A 15,130-nucleotide genomic window follows, 5' to 3' on the forward strand; every position below is an offset into this window, starting at 1 on the left:
CTTGGTTCTATCCTTGTGAGTCACTGCTGGCTGTCACTGCAGCCAGAGCTTAAGTTGGTCAATCGCTCTACCCAAAAACCCGGCCTGCTCAACCGGTGTTAGTACATCAAGCGGCAGAGTTCGTAGCGGCTTGTCATCTAACGTCAAGGTCAAAGTGCCAACACGCTGGCCCGCCTGTAACGGCGCCAACAGCGGGTCTGGGCGCTGGGTGACCATCTTGACATCACCGGTCTTGCCACGTGGAATGGTCAACCAGATCGCACTCGTGGTCCCGAGGTTTGCAGTTTCTGTCGTACCTTCCCAAACGCGTGCCTGAACAGCTGCCTTGCCAGCATCAACGAGTTTGACCGTATCAAAATTCTGAAATGCCCAGTTCAAGAGTTTCAAACTTTCCTCGGCACGGGTGGACTCACTTTCAGCACCCACGAGCACGCTAATCACCCTGCGCTCGCCACGCTGCGCCGTCGAGATCAGGCAGTAGCCCGCGGCCTCGGTGTGACCTGTTTTCATGCCATCGACCGATGGGTCGGCCCAAAGCAGACGGTTGCGGTTGGCTTGTTTGATGTTGTTGTAGGTGTACTCACGCTGTGAGTACACCTGATACTTGTCGGGATGATCGGCAATCATACGCTGCGCCAGGATAGCCAGATCACGCACTGTTGTGATGTGCTGTGGATCAGGCAGACCACTGGCGTTTTTAAACGTCGTATCAGTCATGCCAAGCGCACGCGCTTTTTCTGTCATTTGCTGGGCAAAGGCCTCTTCCGTGCCCGCCAAGGTTTCAGCAATCGCTACTGACGCGTCATTGCCTGATTGCACCACAATGCCCTGAATAATCTCATCCACTGTCACTGGCTTACGTGGCTCAATGAACATCCGAGAACCAGGCGTCTTCCAGGCTTTTTCTGAAACCGGCACCTGCTGCTCACGGGTAATGCGGTTTTCTTTCAATGCATCGAAGGTCATGTAGACCGTCATGATCTTGGTCAGTGAGGCCGGCTCCACCGATTGCTCAGGGTTTTGCGCGGCAATGGTCTGACCCGTGACGGCATCAACGAGAATCCAGGCACGAGCAGCCACCACGGGCTTGGCAATGGTTGAAACTGCCGAGACTTCAGCCAACGGCGCGCTGACAGAGACTGCAGTCGATTGCTGCGCTGCCTGAGAGAACGCTTGCAAGGGCAGGCTCGCCATCACCACAGCTGCCACCAGAATGCGCCACTTTGAAGCCTCTACCATCATCAGCAATTTCCTCTTGTTAATTAATGAAATGACAAACCGTCATCTTACAAGGACTTCAGGCGCGTCTGCACTAACTCCCGCAAAATCAATAGCTTGCCATGAAAAAAGTGACCTGCATTTGGTACCACCACCACGGGCATATCGATCGGCCGAGCCCACTGCATGACTTCTTCCAAGGACACGACATCGTCATTCTCTCCATGGACGATCAGGGCATCAGCTGGCGCATCCACCGGACCATGCCGAAACCTCAGCACCGCAGACCCCGCCCAAATAACCAAATGCGGTAAGGCCTCACCGCCCTGCTTTAAACGGGCATACAGCTGCGCGCCAATACACGTGCCAAACGAGAAGCCCGCAAGCACCCAAAGACCAGCAGCAAGGTCTGGATAACGTTTCTGAAACTGCTCCACCAGCAAAGCCATGTCATCGGTTTCGCCACGACCTTCGTCAAACGAACCGGCTGAATCACCAATCCCCCTAAAGTTTGGCCGCACCGCGACGAGCCCACGTTGTACGCAGGCTCGAGCAATCGTTGTCACTACTTTGTTCTCGCGCGTACCGCCTTGGGAGGGATTGGGATGCAACACCAACGCCCAGCCAACTGGCTCATCAACAGGCCAATCAATAGCACAATCAATAACCCCGGCTGCACCCTCGAACGTCGTGATTTCAGTCTGATTTGATTTCATGAATACGTTGTCAATTAGTTCAATTTATTGGATAACCACTGCATCAACCTTCCGATCAGTCGATCGGTGGCGCTACGTAATGCCACTGCGCCGGCTGGTGCCGAATTGGCACGAGCAAGCTCACGCTCAGTACCCAGAAACTGGCCCAGCACCTGCCCATCACGCACGAGCACGGCTTGCAGCGTGACGAGAGCCTCATTGCTAGCTCCATCAGACGCGTAGATTTGTTCGAATTGCATCAAGGTGACACGCAACTGAGGCATATCAGCATTGATCGTCTCAGTTAAAACTGCCCCATGCAAAGACAGTTGCTCAAACAACCGCTCGCGCACAAGTCTGGCGGGTGGTGCACTCCACCGATAAGTTGCGTATCGGTTGGGCGGGCCATCGACGCCTAGCCGCCAAATCACATCCTCAAAGCCAAGCTGCTTGGCTTGATTAAAAGCGGGCAGTGCGATTGCTTTGAATTGCCAAGAAACTGGTTCAGTGGTCGGTGGCAATCCTAGGTCAAGCTCTTTGGGTGCGGGCGCCACCTTACCGAGGCTACAACCTGCAAGCGGCAGTGATAAAGCACCCATCAACCATCGCCTTCTTGAACGCATGCAAATTTACTCCTGATTAAAACCACTAAATCCTGGCTCACCGGGTCCTGGTCTAACAACTGGCGGTCCAAAGAGCACGGAATCGGGAGACTGCTCAAACAATCGGGCGGCACCACTAAACGATCTGGCTGCCGAGGAAATATCATCGATCATCCGGTTGATTTCAGGCAGGGTAGAGGATTGCAGCTGCGCCGCTGAGCGCTGCAGTTGTGCCAAGCTTTGCGTTGCCAGCGTCAAAGGTCCGCCCGGGCTATTCAGATAATCAATGGTCTTTTGTGCCGACTGGCTCAAGCTTGAAATATCTGATCCGAATTGATCAAACTTTGCCAAGGTTTGATCTAGCTTGGAGATCACCGCTGGCAATGCATCTAGGGTCGGCTTTATCTTCACCACCGACTGATTTAAGTTGTCCGAGAGCTTTTCTGCATTCTCTAGTAGTACCGCAAAACGCTGGGCATTTTCTTCAGTCACAAATTTACGCAAGTCATCAAGCACATCCTCACCATCCTCGAGCATGCCAACGCCTGCACTTTGAAGCTTCTGAAAAAATCCGGGTCTAACCGGTATTTCATAAGGATCGGCAGCACTACTTGATACCCGCTCAGGCTGCTCGCCATCGTCGCGCAAATCAATATTGGAAATCCCCGTTACCCCCTGTGTGGCTATTTCAGCCCACGTACCCCTCGTGATGGGCGTCTCAGGAATCACACCAATTTCAACGCGAATCGTGCCAGGTTCAACCGGATCAATCGATAAGCCTTGAACCTGACCGACTGCCATACCTTGATAACGAACTTGCGACTGTATGGACAAGCCAGCCACCGGATACTTGGAAATCAGCACGTAGGGTTGGTAGGTCACATCTTTACGCCCTAGCCACACAGCGGCAACGGCTGCGGCAATCACCAACAGCAGCACAAATAATCCAGCGAGCAAGGCGTGACTTCGGTTTTCCATCGAAATTGGCTATGAGGCTGTCGTGCCAAGCGCACGTGCCCCACGTTCCCCATGAAAAAATGCTTCGATAAATGGATGCTTGATCTGCATGACATCTGTAATGGTACCTTCGACAAGCACATGTTTGTCAGCTAATACCGCTACCCGAGTCGACAAATCGCGAATCGTGTCCAAATCATGCGTAACCATGACCACGGTAAATCCGAGTTGGGCGTGCAGCGCCTTGATCAAGGCTACGAACTCATCTGATCGTTGCGGGTCGAGTCCTGCCGTCGGTTCGTCAAGAAACAGAAGTTCCGGGTCTAAGGACAATGCTCGGGCCAGTGCCACCCGCTTGATCATCCCGCCCGATAAATCAGATGGCATCAGTGCAGCGTCTCTGGAGGTCAAACCCACCCAGGCTAATCGCATCAGCACCACATCACGAATCAGATCCTCGGGCAAATGATGCACCTCTCGCAATGGCAAGGCCACGTTGTCATAAACCGGCAGTGCCGAGAACAACGCACCCGATTGAAACAACATGCCCCATCGACGCGTTAACGCGATTCGATCAGCGCCCTGATAGGACTCTATCGAACGCCCAAACACCTTGATTGAGCCCGAGCGCGCCTGTTGCAAACCCAGAATGTGATTAAGCAGTGTTGTCTTGCCCGACCCAGACCCGCCCACGAGCGCGATGATCTCGTGCGGCATGACTTGTAAATTCAAGTGTTCGTGCACGATGTGCGTACCAAACGCGGTGGTCAGATCCTGTACATCGATGATGGGCTGAACCGGCGTCATTAAATCCCCATCTCGCTAAAAATCACCGCATAAATGGCGTCAATTAGAATCACGCCCGTGATTGCCGTGACCACTGAAGCCGTGGTCCCTTTACCAAGGCTCTCCGTATTGGGTTCGATCTTTAACCCAAAATGACACGCCACCAATGCAATCCAAATCCCGAAGGTCACGCCTTTGACCAAGCCAATCCAGTAATTGGTCAAGCCCACTGCATCCGGCAATTGCTGCACAAACCACATGAATTGCAAGCCCAGTTCAAAGTGTGCGGCCAACATACCACCAAGCAACGCCATGGCATCGGTCCAAAGCACCAACAACGGCATCACCACCGCCAATGCAATCACTCTGGGCAAGATCAGCCGCTGGCCATGCGAGATACCCATAACCTGCATGGCATCAAGCTCCTGTGTCACCCGCATCACACCGATTTGTGCCGTAATGGCCGAGCCCGATCGGCCAGCTACCAAGATGGCAGCCAGCACCGGCCCAAGCTCACGCACAATGGACACGCCCAACAACTTGACAATGAACTGCCCTGCGCCAAAGAGTGCAAGCTGTTGCGCAGACAAATATGAAATCACCACACCAATTAAAAAACCAACCAATGCGGTGATACCTAGCGCTTGTGCGCCAGTGCGATAGACCTGCGCGGATATTTCTTTCCAGGGACCTCTGATCGGTTTGGCCAGCATGGCCACGCAGTCCATGGCCAGACCGCCAAGCAACATCAGCAAGCGCTCACCATGATGAGCACCGATCGCCACACCATCGCCGATACGCCTGACCCAGGATAGCCAGTCAGATTTGGGGGTAGGAATTTGGTCGGGCTCGCCGGCAGCCGCGAGCATGTCAAACAAGCGCCGCTGCGCATCTGAGAGTTCAACATCGGCTGGCAGAGACCGCCCCCAACGTTCCCATAGCAGTTGGGCACCAATCGAGTCGAGCCGCAAATCAGGCTCTAGTACCCACCGAGCGTTAGGCGAAGCAGCACGCAGAGCCAGGCGGCGCTGCCTGACCATGCCAGGCGCTGACAGTGTCTGTACGTCCCAATCGGCACCCACGCGCCAACAATCACCGTCCCGAATCAACGGCGATGACCTTGGCGACAACGATTCAACTAGAGCCATATGGGATACTAGCGGTAAGACTTGACTACACGAACCCCTGTTATAGCCGATCGTGCCAAACCACGCCCTATTTCAACTGCCTGCGCCTGATGTGATCGCCCACGCACTGGTGCGCAGACTTACCGACTTTGCGGGTGTCGACTGGGTCGAACAAACTGAGTCGACCAACTCAAGCTTGCTCACACTGGCTCGTCGCGAGGGCATCGCGGCGGGCTGGCCGCAACTGCTGGGCACGCATCATCAAACACAGGGTAAAGGCAGGCTAGGTCGAATCTGGCATAACGTGGCCGGCCGTGCATTGATGTTCTCCATCGGGTTTGCAATCGCCAAAGGACATGCGCCTACCAATCTGCAAGGCCTCGGGCCAGCCATTGGCTTAGCCAGCACCCTAGCCATACGACGATTCCTGGCCGCCCCAACACGTCTGCAGGTCAAATGGCCCAACGATCTCATGCTGGAGCACGGCAAATGCGCCGGTATATTGATTGAAGTTTCCAACAAGGCTGATCATACGTTTGTCATTGTTGGCATGGGGCTCAATCTGTTTGGACATGACACTCTAGAGGGCACACTCGGTCGCGAAGTCGCTGATTTAGGGCATGAATTGCTGCCGGGTACGGCAGCCGATGAACTGATTGCAACGGTAGCTCAATCATGGCGAGAGACCGTTATGCGCATAGGCCGTGAGGGTTTTGCGGGATATCAAACTGACTATGCCAGCGTGGACTACCTCACTAATCAGAGGGTTAACATCATCGATCAGGGTCAGACTATTGCCACTGGTATCGCCTCGGGTCTGGCAGCAGACGGCAGTTTGCAGGTAAAAACCGATCGTGGGCTGCAGACTTTTGTGGCTGGTGATGTATCAGTGCGCCTAAACATGCGGATGCCTCAATCATGAAACTTTTGATCGATATCGGCAACACGCGACTCAAACTCGCTACGCATCAGAACAACACCACACGATTTGTGACTGCCGTTTCAATTGAGTCGGTGGAGAAACTGCGGCACGAATTACTTGCAGCGATTAAGTCGCTTGATGAGTCCGCCAGTGTCTGCTTTGCAGTCAGCACAGCCAATACCGAAGTTAATCAAGCAGTCCAAGACACCGTCGCACCCGTTGCCATGACATGGGTGACGCCTAGTGCCGCAGCCGCTGGGGTCGCAAACGCCTACCCCGATCCAACACAACTCGGTGCCGACCGTTGGGTTGGCATGATTGGTTTGACCCGCCATTTTGCGCTGCCTCATCCACCGATTCTGTTGGCCAGTTTTGGGACGGCCACCACGGTTGATACGCTGAGCCCCGACAATAGATTTTTAGGTGGTTTGATTCTGCCAGGCGTGTCGCTCATGCACCACGCTTTGGCTAACGGCACGGCCAACTTGCCAAACACGGTCGGCGCCATCACCACCTTCCCGACCGACACCATCACTGCCATCACCTCCGGCATCGCCGCTGCCCAGGCGGGTGCTGTTCTCAGGCAAATGACACTGGCGCAACAAACCTTTGGGCAACGACCGGTACTGTGCGTCACTGGCGGTGCCTGGCCAGCAGTAGCGGACGAATTCAACCGCTCGCCAGACGCGGCACGCATGCACCATTTACCTTACGTTGTACTCGACGGCTTAGCCGTCTTGGCAGGTTAGGGTACGCGGCTGACAAGCGTTACAATCACTCAATGAGATACTTAGTCGTCGTTTTGCTGGCCGTGAATGTCCTGATGTTTGGACTTGGACAGGGCTGGTTTGGATCAACCAACATAGAGCCCGGGCGCCAGCCTGGCATGATGCAAACCCAGCTCAATGCCCAGGCGCTTACTGTTGGCGTTGCTCGTGTGCCGAAGCGCTAGTCTCTGACACTCCACCCTCTAGTTCGACAATCGCCTGCATCATGCGCTCGGTTGCACCGAGGTGGTTAATTACCCAAGATTTACCCTGCGAACCAACGTGTTGCGCTGCCTCGGGTGAAACCAACCATTGCTTGACCTGCTCAAATGCCTGCTCAGGGCTCTGGACTTGTACAATGGCACCCGCTTGATTGGCGCTTGCCACGGCATCAGCAAAGTTATAAGTGTGAGGGCCGACTATCACCGGCGTGCCGATGGCACAAGCCTCGATAAAGTTCTGACCACCGTGACGCTCGAAACTGCCACCGACCACGGCTATATCAGCTGCGCCATAAAAGAACGGCATCTCACCCATGGTATCACCCAACACCACATCAATGGCTTTCAGATGTTCATCGCTAGCCGGGTCATCACGCAAGACTGACCAACGGGCATAGCGACAACTAGCCCCATCAAGTAATCGCGCGGCTTCATTAAAACGTTGTGGATGTCTCGGAATCAAAAGAAATAAAGGCTTAGCGCCATGACTGGCCTCGAGATATGCCTTGATTTGATTAACCATAGGCTTGTCTTCACCTTCGCGGGTGCTGGCAATCGCCACCACGGGGCGTGCAAGCCGTTGGCGCCAGTGTTGACCCGCTTGCACCGCGACATGGGGTAACTGCATATCAAACTTCAAATTCCCACATACCTGTACCTGTGCCACCCCTGCATCGAACAGGCGCTGCGCATCGGCGTCGGACTGTGCCAAAGCCACCGTGATGCCTTGATACGTGTCGTGCAATAAGCCGCCGAACAGTCGGTCTATCCAGCGAGCTTGCTTGAGCGACTTCTCTGAGAGCCTGGCACTCGCCAACACGATCGGCGCAGACTGCTCTCGTGCGACATGTACCAGATTGGGCCAAACTTCGCGTTCAATCAGAATGACCAAACGCGGATTAAAGTGCTGCCAGAACCGGCGCATAGACCCCTGAAAGTCATACGGCGCCCACTGCTGCCAGACTTGACCTCGACGGATTTCATCGGTCAGTATGCGTTGACCCTCAGCCCTGCCAGTGGGTGTCAAGTGGGTCAGGATGACGGTCTCGCCTTTTAAGGCCAGGGCTTGAATCAATGACTTGGCTGCCCTGACCTCACCAACACTGACAGCATGCACCCACACGGGCTGGCGACCATCCCAAGGCTGAGGAAAGCGGCCAAACCGTTCAGCCGCCCATGGTTGCCAAGCCGCAGCACCCCCACGTCCCCGTGACAACAGCCAAAGCCACACGATGGGCGCAGCCAGTAACAACAGCAAGGTGTAGATCAAACGGGGCAACACGGCGTATTTCCTATGCCAATCTGACAAAAACGTGCCAGCTAAAAAATTCGGTGAACCTCAGTATACGCAGAGCGGGTTCCACCGGCGATCATGAAGGGCTGCGTTGAGTGAATGCATCTTGAACCGCGGCTAAAACGGTTTGAGCATCAGGCTCTTTACCTCGGTCGCCCAGGCTGGCGGTATAGCCGGCACCGACTAGGGGCGTACGGACTGGCGTGGACGCTTTGTAGATGCCAATGGTGTCGACCCCCAACGCGGCTGACAAATGTGTCAGGCCACTGTCCAATCCGACCATGATTCGTGCGCCAGCCATGAGTTGTGCCAATTCCGTTAGGCTAGATCGCGGCTGTACACGCGTTTGCTCTCGGTTTTGAATCAGTTCTTGTGCTCGCGCTGCCTCGTGCTCATTGCCAGCTAGTAGCACGAGTTCCAAGCCAGCCATCTGCAAACGATCAAACACCAATTGCCACGCTTGGGCTGGCCAAAGCTTGTCGTCTCGGCTAGCGGACGGCATGATGACCGCGTAAGGCTGTTGAACTTGATTATGCTGGCCAAACCGCTGCAACCCAAAATCTGGATCGCCCTGCCACTGGTAATCAAAGGCGGCCGCAGCCAGGAGACGTTGGCGCAACACAGCAGGCTGCCAGAACTCTACCCGGTGGCGCACATCATAAAAAAAGGTACAAAGTGGCTCGCGCGCGCTACGCCAGTCCAATCCATGCTTGACACCGCTAGCTGCTCGCACCAGCCAGATGGACTTCAACAAAGCTTGCATATCAAGCACAAGGTCATAACGGTTGCGACGGATTGTTTCCAGGACTTCGGCACGCTGCGACCTCGATTGGTCAGACCACCACGACTTACGCCAGCGTCGATGCGCCACTGGGATAACCTGATTCACCGCCGGATGCCAACGGGCAATCTCGGTAAGCGCCTCTTCAACCACCCAATCAATCGTCACCCCTGGCACATGGGTGGCGATATCGGTGATGGCTGGCAACATATGCACCAAATCACCTAGTGAGGAAGTTCTAACAATCAACACTCTCACCGCACGGACTCCAAAGACTGCAACACTTGATCAACGCCAGCCTGCCAGTCAGGTAAGGCAATATCAAATGCCTGCTGCAACTTGTCAGTGGCAAGCCTCGAATTAAGCGGACGAGTGGCTTTGACCGGGAATTCGCTCGATTCGATACCAATGATGGCTTTCTCAGCCACCCGAATGGGCCAACCCATTGCTCTGGCACGTTCGATCAAATACACCGCATAGCCATGCCAGCTCGTGTATCCAGCCGGGCAGAGGTGATAAAGGCCCCATCTGGGATCAGAGACGCCTTGCAACTGGCGCAACATATCCACTGGCACGCGCACCAGTAGTTCGGCAGGTGTGGGTGCACCGATCTGATCATTGACCACGCGCAACTGATCGCGTGTTTGCGCCAAGTGCAACATGGTTTTTAAAAAATTCTGTCCATGCATACTAAACACCCAACTGGTGCGCAAAATCAGATGCTTGCCACCTGCCGCCTGAACCGCACGCTCACCAGCCAACTTACTGCGCCCATATGCTGACAAGGGTGCTGGCGCATCGGTCTCGACAAATGGCGCATCGCCATGACCATCAAAGACATAGTCGGTTGAATAGTGCACCAGCGGCAGACCCAGATTGGCAGCGACTGATGCAATGATCCCTGGCGCAAGGGCATTGACGGCATAGGCCAGCGGCTCTTCATCCTCGGCACGATCAACTGCCGTGTAGGCAGCCGCATTAACAATCACATTTGGCCGAGACGCTTGAACCAAGTCGAAGAGCGTCTCACCAAGACTTTCAAGATCTGCCAGATCAAGACCAGCTCGATCGGTAGCAGCCACCATATTGACACCGCACCGGGCCTCAGACCAAGCGCGTCCGACTTGGCCATTGGCGCCTAGCAGTAATACGTCAAGTTCAGCGGTTTTAGCAGTGTTAGCAGTTTTTGTGGGCATGCGCGCATTGTATGACCGGCAGTCTGTCTATAGGAACAACACGATGATACCGATTGCCAATAACAACAAGAGCGAAATGCGCTTGATTTGGTGTGCTCGTCGCTTTAAGGCCCGCACAAACAGATAGGACCCCAGTGCTGTGGCAACGACATAGACGGGAAATAGAGTGCCAACGTAGGCCAGTTGCTTTAATCCCATGGCACCGTCTAAAAACAAAACCGTCAGCGCGAAAGACTGCGCAAATGCGAAGTAGACCGTGAAGAATGTTCGAAATGAACTTGGCGTGTAATTAGGTGCTGACAGCATATAGAGAATGAATGGCGGGCCACCAATGCCCGCTACGCCCGTCAAGATACCGCTAGAGACGCCGGCCACGCTGTCCTGCACCCGACCACGTGCACCTCGATAAACCCAACCTGATAACAACAAAAGCGCCAGCAAAATCACCACCAGACACACCAGGCGCCTGACCACAATCGGGTCCAGTACGTTAAGCAACAACCAGCCCAGTGGTACACCGACCAGTGCCGGTGGCACCATACGGAACACCAAGGACCAATCGATCTCTTTCCAAATCGCGGGCAGCATCTGGAAAGTACCCAGCAGGTTAATGGCCACAACGACCACGACGACATCAGCCGGCGACAGGTAAAGGTTAAATACCGGTGCTAATAACAAGCCACTGCCAAACCCGGAAAACGCCCGCATCGTGGCACCTACCGCCGTGCTCAGCAGCATGACGGCGAGCATCGTTGTGCTCGGATACAACTGAGCCCAGTATTCAGCCATGGAAGATGTGGAAATTCACGGATTGCTGATCAAAGACCGCAGCCTAGCGACCACGGAACTGTGGTGTGCGTTTCTCAGCGAAAGCCCGCTTACCCTCAGCGTAATCTTCACTGTCAAAGCACTGCTGCATCAACTGGCGCATTTGTTCTAGGTCAGTATTGGCCGGCAGTTGTTGAAATTGCCTGATCATCTGTTTACCAGCTGCCAAGGTCAAGGGCGCATTGGCGGCCACCTTGGCCAGGTAGTCATCCACCACCTGATTAAACGAATCGACCGGCGAAGTCAGTTGCACCAAACCTTTTTGCAGGGCTTCCCGTGTATCAAATCGCCTGGCCGACAGAAATATATCTAGCGCATTGGCCGCACCCACCACGGTCACCAAGTTGCGAATCGCACTAAACCGGTAACCCAGACCCATCTTGCCGGCCGGTAAAAAGAAGGTACTGTCTTCTGATGCAATCCGGACATCGCAACAAAGGGCAAGGTTCAGTCCCGCACCAATGCAATAGCCTTTGATGCGAGCCACCGTCGGTTTGGGAAATTGATAGAGCTTGTTTTGAGCGCCTTCAGCAATGCGCTCATACTCGGCAACAGCGTCAGCAGCGGTGCGCAGCTTGTCGAACTGAGAAATGTTGGCGCCGGATACAAAGGACCTATCGCCAGCACCAGTCAAGACCACTACCCGGACGTCATCGTCTTGCTCAAACTCGGTCAAGGCATCGGCCAAGCCAGTCCACATGTCCAGCGACATGGCGTTGTGCTTGGCTGGATCATTGAATGTGATCCAGCCAACCGAGCCGTTTTTCTTATGCTGCAGCGTGTCCATTCAGGACTTCAGTTTCCAAACAGATTGCGATAGCCGTTTATACCGTTTTCCAGATGTTCACGCATGGCTTGACGTGCAGCGTTGGCATCCTGACGCTCGATGGCATCAGCGATACGCTCGTGCTCCTGATCGATCTCTTCGATACGCGAGGTACCGATGCAGCGAAACCGAAGGGTGCGAACCGCATCCCGAATCACTGAATCAAGGTGACCCATGATGCGAACAAAGTACGGATTGTTTGCCGCCTGTATCACCGCCAAATGAAAATCCACGGCACATTTGGCATCGGCCTCCCAGTCTTCTGGGTGCTGTTCGCTTTGGCGCAACGCCAGACGAATCGCATCCATTTGAGCTGATGTGCGGTGAGTCGCCGCAAGTGCTGCCGCACCTGACTCGACCTCAACTCGCAAGCGGTAAACATCCAGTAGCTGTTTGAAATCGAGCAAATCTTCCTGCTCAATCTCGAATGGTCGGTTTTCAATATGCTCTTTGACAAATGTGCCCACGCCATGCCGAGTTTCAACCAAGCCTGTGAGCTTTAATCTGGCGATGGCTTCGCGAATCACGTTTCGGCTCACGCCAAACTGAGCACCTAGTGCCTGTTCGGTTGGCAATCGCTGGCCTGGGCTTAGCGTTTCTTTCAGAATGCGGTCACGCAGCTGCGACGCGATCTCATCTGCAAGGTTTTCTGGCTTACCCAGACCCTCAAATGCTGCCACGGGCTTAACCATCGCCTGACGACGGTTTTCGCGACTATGCACGGTGCGTCCGAGCCCATTCATGACAGACTCCCGACAGATAGTGACAAGGTGAACGCAATGCGAGTCATACTACAATCCCCCTAATAATTGGTTTTTTACTTACACGAGCGTTACAACGCTTCTTTGCCTAATCATATACACGTTTAGGCGGAAATCTAGTAGGGTTGTCCAACAACTAAGTTTCTTTGAATTTGAGTCAGGCTTCCAATTTGCCTAACCCCACAGGACGAGCATGATTATTGTCACGGGTGGTGCCGGATTTATCGGTAGCAACTTCATCCATACATGGCTGGCTAATTCTGATGAGCCAGTGATTAACCTGGACAAGCTGACTTATGCCGGCAACCCAGAAAATCTCTCGATATTTCAGAGTGATAGCCGATATACATTGGTCCGAGGTGATATTGGTGACCGACAGCTTGTCGGATCGCTCCTAGCCACCCATCAGCCCCGCGCTGTGATCAATTTCGCGGCCGAGTCACACGTTGACCGATCCATTCATGGCCCGGACGAATTCATTACCACGAACATAAACGGGACATTCCACTTATTGGAATCTACACGTGGCTTCTGGGACACACTCAACCAAGAGGCTAAACAGAACTTTCGATTCTTGCACGTCTCCACAGATGAAGTCTATGGTTCGCTAAACCCGGATGACCCACCATTTCGTGAAACCAACCCCTACGAGCCCAACAGCCCCTATGCCGCGAGTAAAGCTGCTTCGGACCACTTGGTGCGCGCTTGGCACCACACCTATGGTCTACCGGTGCTCACCACCAATTGCAGCAACAACTACGGGCCATATCATTTCCCCGAGAAATTAATCCCCTTGGTTATTCTCAACGCGTTGGCCGGCAAAGCATTGCCCATCTATGGCGACGGCCAACAAGTGCGCGACTGGCTCTACGTGCGTGACCATGCGCGGGCCATCATGCGGGTACTTGAGCGCGGGCAAGTAGGTCAGACCTACAACATCGGTGGCAACCAAGAAAAAACCAACCTGTCGGTTGTGCAAACAATCTGTGCCCATCTAGACCAACTAAGACCAAAGCCAGATCAATCGAGCTACCGCGATCAGATTACATTCGTGCAAGACCGTCCGGGGCATGACCGACGTTATGCGATTGATGCCAACAAAATCAAACACGAATTGGGCTGGGAACCAGAAGAGACCTTTGAGTCGGGGCTCAAACAAACCATTCAGTGGTACCTAGACAACCCACAATGGGTGGCACATGTCACCAGTGGTGAATATCGACAATGGGTGCAAAAGCAATATGGATAACCGAACCACTATTGAGCAATCCAAGCGCCGCGGCATTATTCTTGCTGGCGGAGCTGGCACCAGGCTCTACCCCATCACGCATGGTGTGTCCAAGCAACTCATCCCGATCTACGACAAGCCCATGGTCTATTACCCACTCACGACCTTGATGCTTGCAGGGATTCGGGATGTCTTGCTTATTTCCACCCCCGAGGACACGCCCAGATTTCAGGCGCTGCTTGGTGACGGCAGTCAATGGGGCATGAACATTCAGTTTGCCGTGCAGCCATCGCCAGATGGTTTGGCACAAGCATTCATCATCGGGCGTGAGTTCGTGGGCAATCAACCCAGTGCGCTGATCCTTGGTGACAACATTTTCTACGGCCATGATCTGATCAAACTGGTCCAAAGTGCCAATGCACAAAACCAAGGCGCCACCGTGTTTGCCTACCATGTTCACGATCCGGAGCGATATGGCGTGGTCGAGTTCGATCGCCAGAAACACGCCATCAGCATTGAAGAGAAACCGGCCCAACCCAAGAGCAACTACGCTGTGACGGGCCTTTACTTTTACGATCAGCAAGTCTGCGATATTGCGGCCGCCATCAAACCCTCAGCACGTGGTGAACTTGAAATCACGGACGTGAATCGCCACTACTTGCAGCAAGGTCACCTGAAGGTTGAGATCATGGGTCGGGGTTTTGCGTGGCTAGATACCGGCACGCACGACAGTTTGCTAGAAGCATCAAGTTTCATCAGCACCCTGCAAAAGCGCCAGGGGCTCATGGTGGCTTGCCCGGAAGAAGTGGCATTAAACGCTGGCTGGATCAATACTGAGGCGCTCGAACGCTTGGCAGCACCGCTGCAGAAAAATCACTACGGCCAATACCTGTTGTCTCTCATTTCTCAACGGCGCTAATC

The 15,130-nt window shown here is 54.1% G+C and carries 17 protein-coding genes; 5 read left to right on the forward strand and 12 right to left on the reverse strand.

What is annotated here, in order from left to right; genetic code table 11:
- Window positions 1-33: 33 nt before the first annotated feature.
- The 6 genes from DHf2319_RS12890 to DHf2319_RS12915 are packed head-to-tail and all read right to left on the reverse strand — an operon-like array spanning window position 34 to window position 5,406.
- The gene (locus DHf2319_RS12890; protein WP_369810198.1) at window positions 34-1,242 is read right to left on the reverse strand and encodes a D-alanyl-D-alanine carboxypeptidase family protein; all 1,209 of its coding nucleotides are present in this window, start codon (window positions 1,240-1,242) and stop codon (window positions 34-36) included.
- 44 nt (window positions 1,243-1,286) lie between these two features.
- Window positions 1,287-1,934, reverse strand: a complete 648-nt coding sequence (locus DHf2319_RS12895; RefSeq protein ID WP_243478758.1) for an alpha/beta hydrolase — start codon at window positions 1,932-1,934, stop codon at window positions 1,287-1,289.
- Between the two features lie 14 nt (window positions 1,935-1,948).
- A complete protein-coding gene (locus DHf2319_RS12900) occupies window positions 1,949-2,512 on the reverse strand; it encodes an ABC-type transport auxiliary lipoprotein family protein (RefSeq protein ID WP_243478759.1) in 564 nt (187 codons plus the stop codon).
- 30 nt (window positions 2,513-2,542) lie between these two features.
- Complete coding sequence (locus tag DHf2319_RS12905) at window positions 2,543-3,493, reverse strand: MlaD family protein (protein ID WP_243478760.1); 951 nt, start codon at window positions 3,491-3,493, stop codon at window positions 2,543-2,545.
- Window positions 3,494-3,502: 9 nt separating this feature from the next.
- Window positions 3,503-4,279, reverse strand: a complete 777-nt coding sequence (locus DHf2319_RS12910) for an ABC transporter ATP-binding protein (protein WP_243478761.1) — start codon at window positions 4,277-4,279, stop codon at window positions 3,503-3,505.
- Entirely contained in the window at window positions 4,279-5,406 is a 1,128-nt protein-coding gene (locus tag DHf2319_RS12915) for an MlaE family ABC transporter permease (protein WP_369810199.1), read from the reverse strand. The genes DHf2319_RS12910 and DHf2319_RS12915 overlap by 1 nt, the downstream gene beginning before the upstream one ends.
- 52 nt (window positions 5,407-5,458) lie before the next feature.
- Here DHf2319_RS12915 and DHf2319_RS12920 point away from each other — a divergent pair, with 52 nt between their 5' ends.
- From DHf2319_RS12920 to DHf2319_RS12930, 3 genes are read left to right on the forward strand one after another with little or no spacing between them, the layout of a single operon-like run.
- A complete protein-coding gene (locus DHf2319_RS12920; protein ID WP_243478762.1) occupies window positions 5,459-6,307 on the forward strand; it encodes a biotin--[acetyl-CoA-carboxylase] ligase in 849 nt (282 codons plus the stop codon).
- Window positions 6,304-7,056, forward strand: a complete 753-nt coding sequence (locus tag DHf2319_RS12925) for a type III pantothenate kinase (protein ID WP_243478763.1) — start codon at window positions 6,304-6,306, stop codon at window positions 7,054-7,056. Before DHf2319_RS12920 ends, DHf2319_RS12925 begins: the two co-directional genes overlap by 4 nt.
- 32 nt (window positions 7,057-7,088) lie before the next feature.
- The gene (locus tag DHf2319_RS12930; RefSeq protein WP_243478764.1) at window positions 7,089-7,259 is read left to right on the forward strand and encodes a hypothetical protein; all 171 of its coding nucleotides are present in this window, start codon (window positions 7,089-7,091) and stop codon (window positions 7,257-7,259) included.
- Here the strand turns inward: DHf2319_RS12930 and DHf2319_RS12935 are convergent.
- From DHf2319_RS12935 to DHf2319_RS12960, 6 genes are all read right to left on the reverse strand, one after another.
- Window positions 7,225-8,577 (reverse strand): 3-deoxy-D-manno-octulosonic acid transferase, encoded by a 1,353-nt coding sequence (locus DHf2319_RS12935; RefSeq protein WP_369810200.1) that lies wholly within the window; start codon window positions 8,575-8,577, stop codon window positions 7,225-7,227. The genes DHf2319_RS12930 and DHf2319_RS12935 overlap by 35 nt on opposite strands.
- A gap of 88 nt (window positions 8,578-8,665) precedes the next feature.
- Window positions 8,666-9,628, reverse strand: a complete 963-nt coding sequence (gene waaC / locus DHf2319_RS12940) for a lipopolysaccharide heptosyltransferase I (RefSeq protein ID WP_256462162.1) — start codon at window positions 9,626-9,628, stop codon at window positions 8,666-8,668.
- Window positions 9,625-10,566, reverse strand: a complete 942-nt coding sequence (gene rfbD / locus DHf2319_RS12945) for a dTDP-4-dehydrorhamnose reductase (RefSeq protein WP_243478765.1) — start codon at window positions 10,564-10,566, stop codon at window positions 9,625-9,627. Before rfbD ends, waaC begins: the two co-directional genes overlap by 4 nt.
- A 27-nt stretch (window positions 10,567-10,593) precedes the next feature.
- Window positions 10,594-11,355: a sulfite exporter TauE/SafE family protein gene (locus DHf2319_RS12950; RefSeq protein WP_243478766.1), complete on the reverse strand. Its 762-nt coding sequence runs from the start codon at window positions 11,353-11,355 to the stop codon at window positions 10,594-10,596.
- Between the two features lie 43 nt (window positions 11,356-11,398).
- Window positions 11,399-12,181, reverse strand: a complete 783-nt coding sequence (locus DHf2319_RS12955) for an enoyl-CoA hydratase (RefSeq protein ID WP_243478767.1) — start codon at window positions 12,179-12,181, stop codon at window positions 11,399-11,401.
- An 8-nt stretch (window positions 12,182-12,189) separates the two neighbouring features.
- Window positions 12,190-12,963 (reverse strand): FadR/GntR family transcriptional regulator, encoded by a 774-nt coding sequence (locus DHf2319_RS12960; protein ID WP_243478768.1) that lies wholly within the window; start codon window positions 12,961-12,963, stop codon window positions 12,190-12,192.
- 211 nt (window positions 12,964-13,174) lie between these two features.
- Between DHf2319_RS12960 and rfbB the strand changes: the two genes are divergently transcribed.
- Together rfbB and rfbA are read left to right on the forward strand one after the other, a co-directional pair.
- Window positions 13,175-14,230 (forward strand): dTDP-glucose 4,6-dehydratase, encoded by a 1,056-nt coding sequence (gene rfbB / locus DHf2319_RS12965; protein WP_243478769.1) that lies wholly within the window; start codon window positions 13,175-13,177, stop codon window positions 14,228-14,230.
- The gene (gene rfbA, locus DHf2319_RS12970) at window positions 14,223-15,128 is read left to right on the forward strand and encodes a glucose-1-phosphate thymidylyltransferase RfbA (RefSeq protein ID WP_243478770.1); all 906 of its coding nucleotides are present in this window, start codon (window positions 14,223-14,225) and stop codon (window positions 15,126-15,128) included. The genes rfbB and rfbA overlap by 8 nt, the downstream gene beginning before the upstream one ends.
- Window positions 15,129-15,130 lie beyond the last annotated feature (2 nt).

This window comes from Orrella daihaiensis (assembly GCF_022811525.1).
Lineage (GTDB): Bacteria > Pseudomonadota > Gammaproteobacteria > Burkholderiales > Burkholderiaceae_B > Algicoccus > Algicoccus daihaiensis.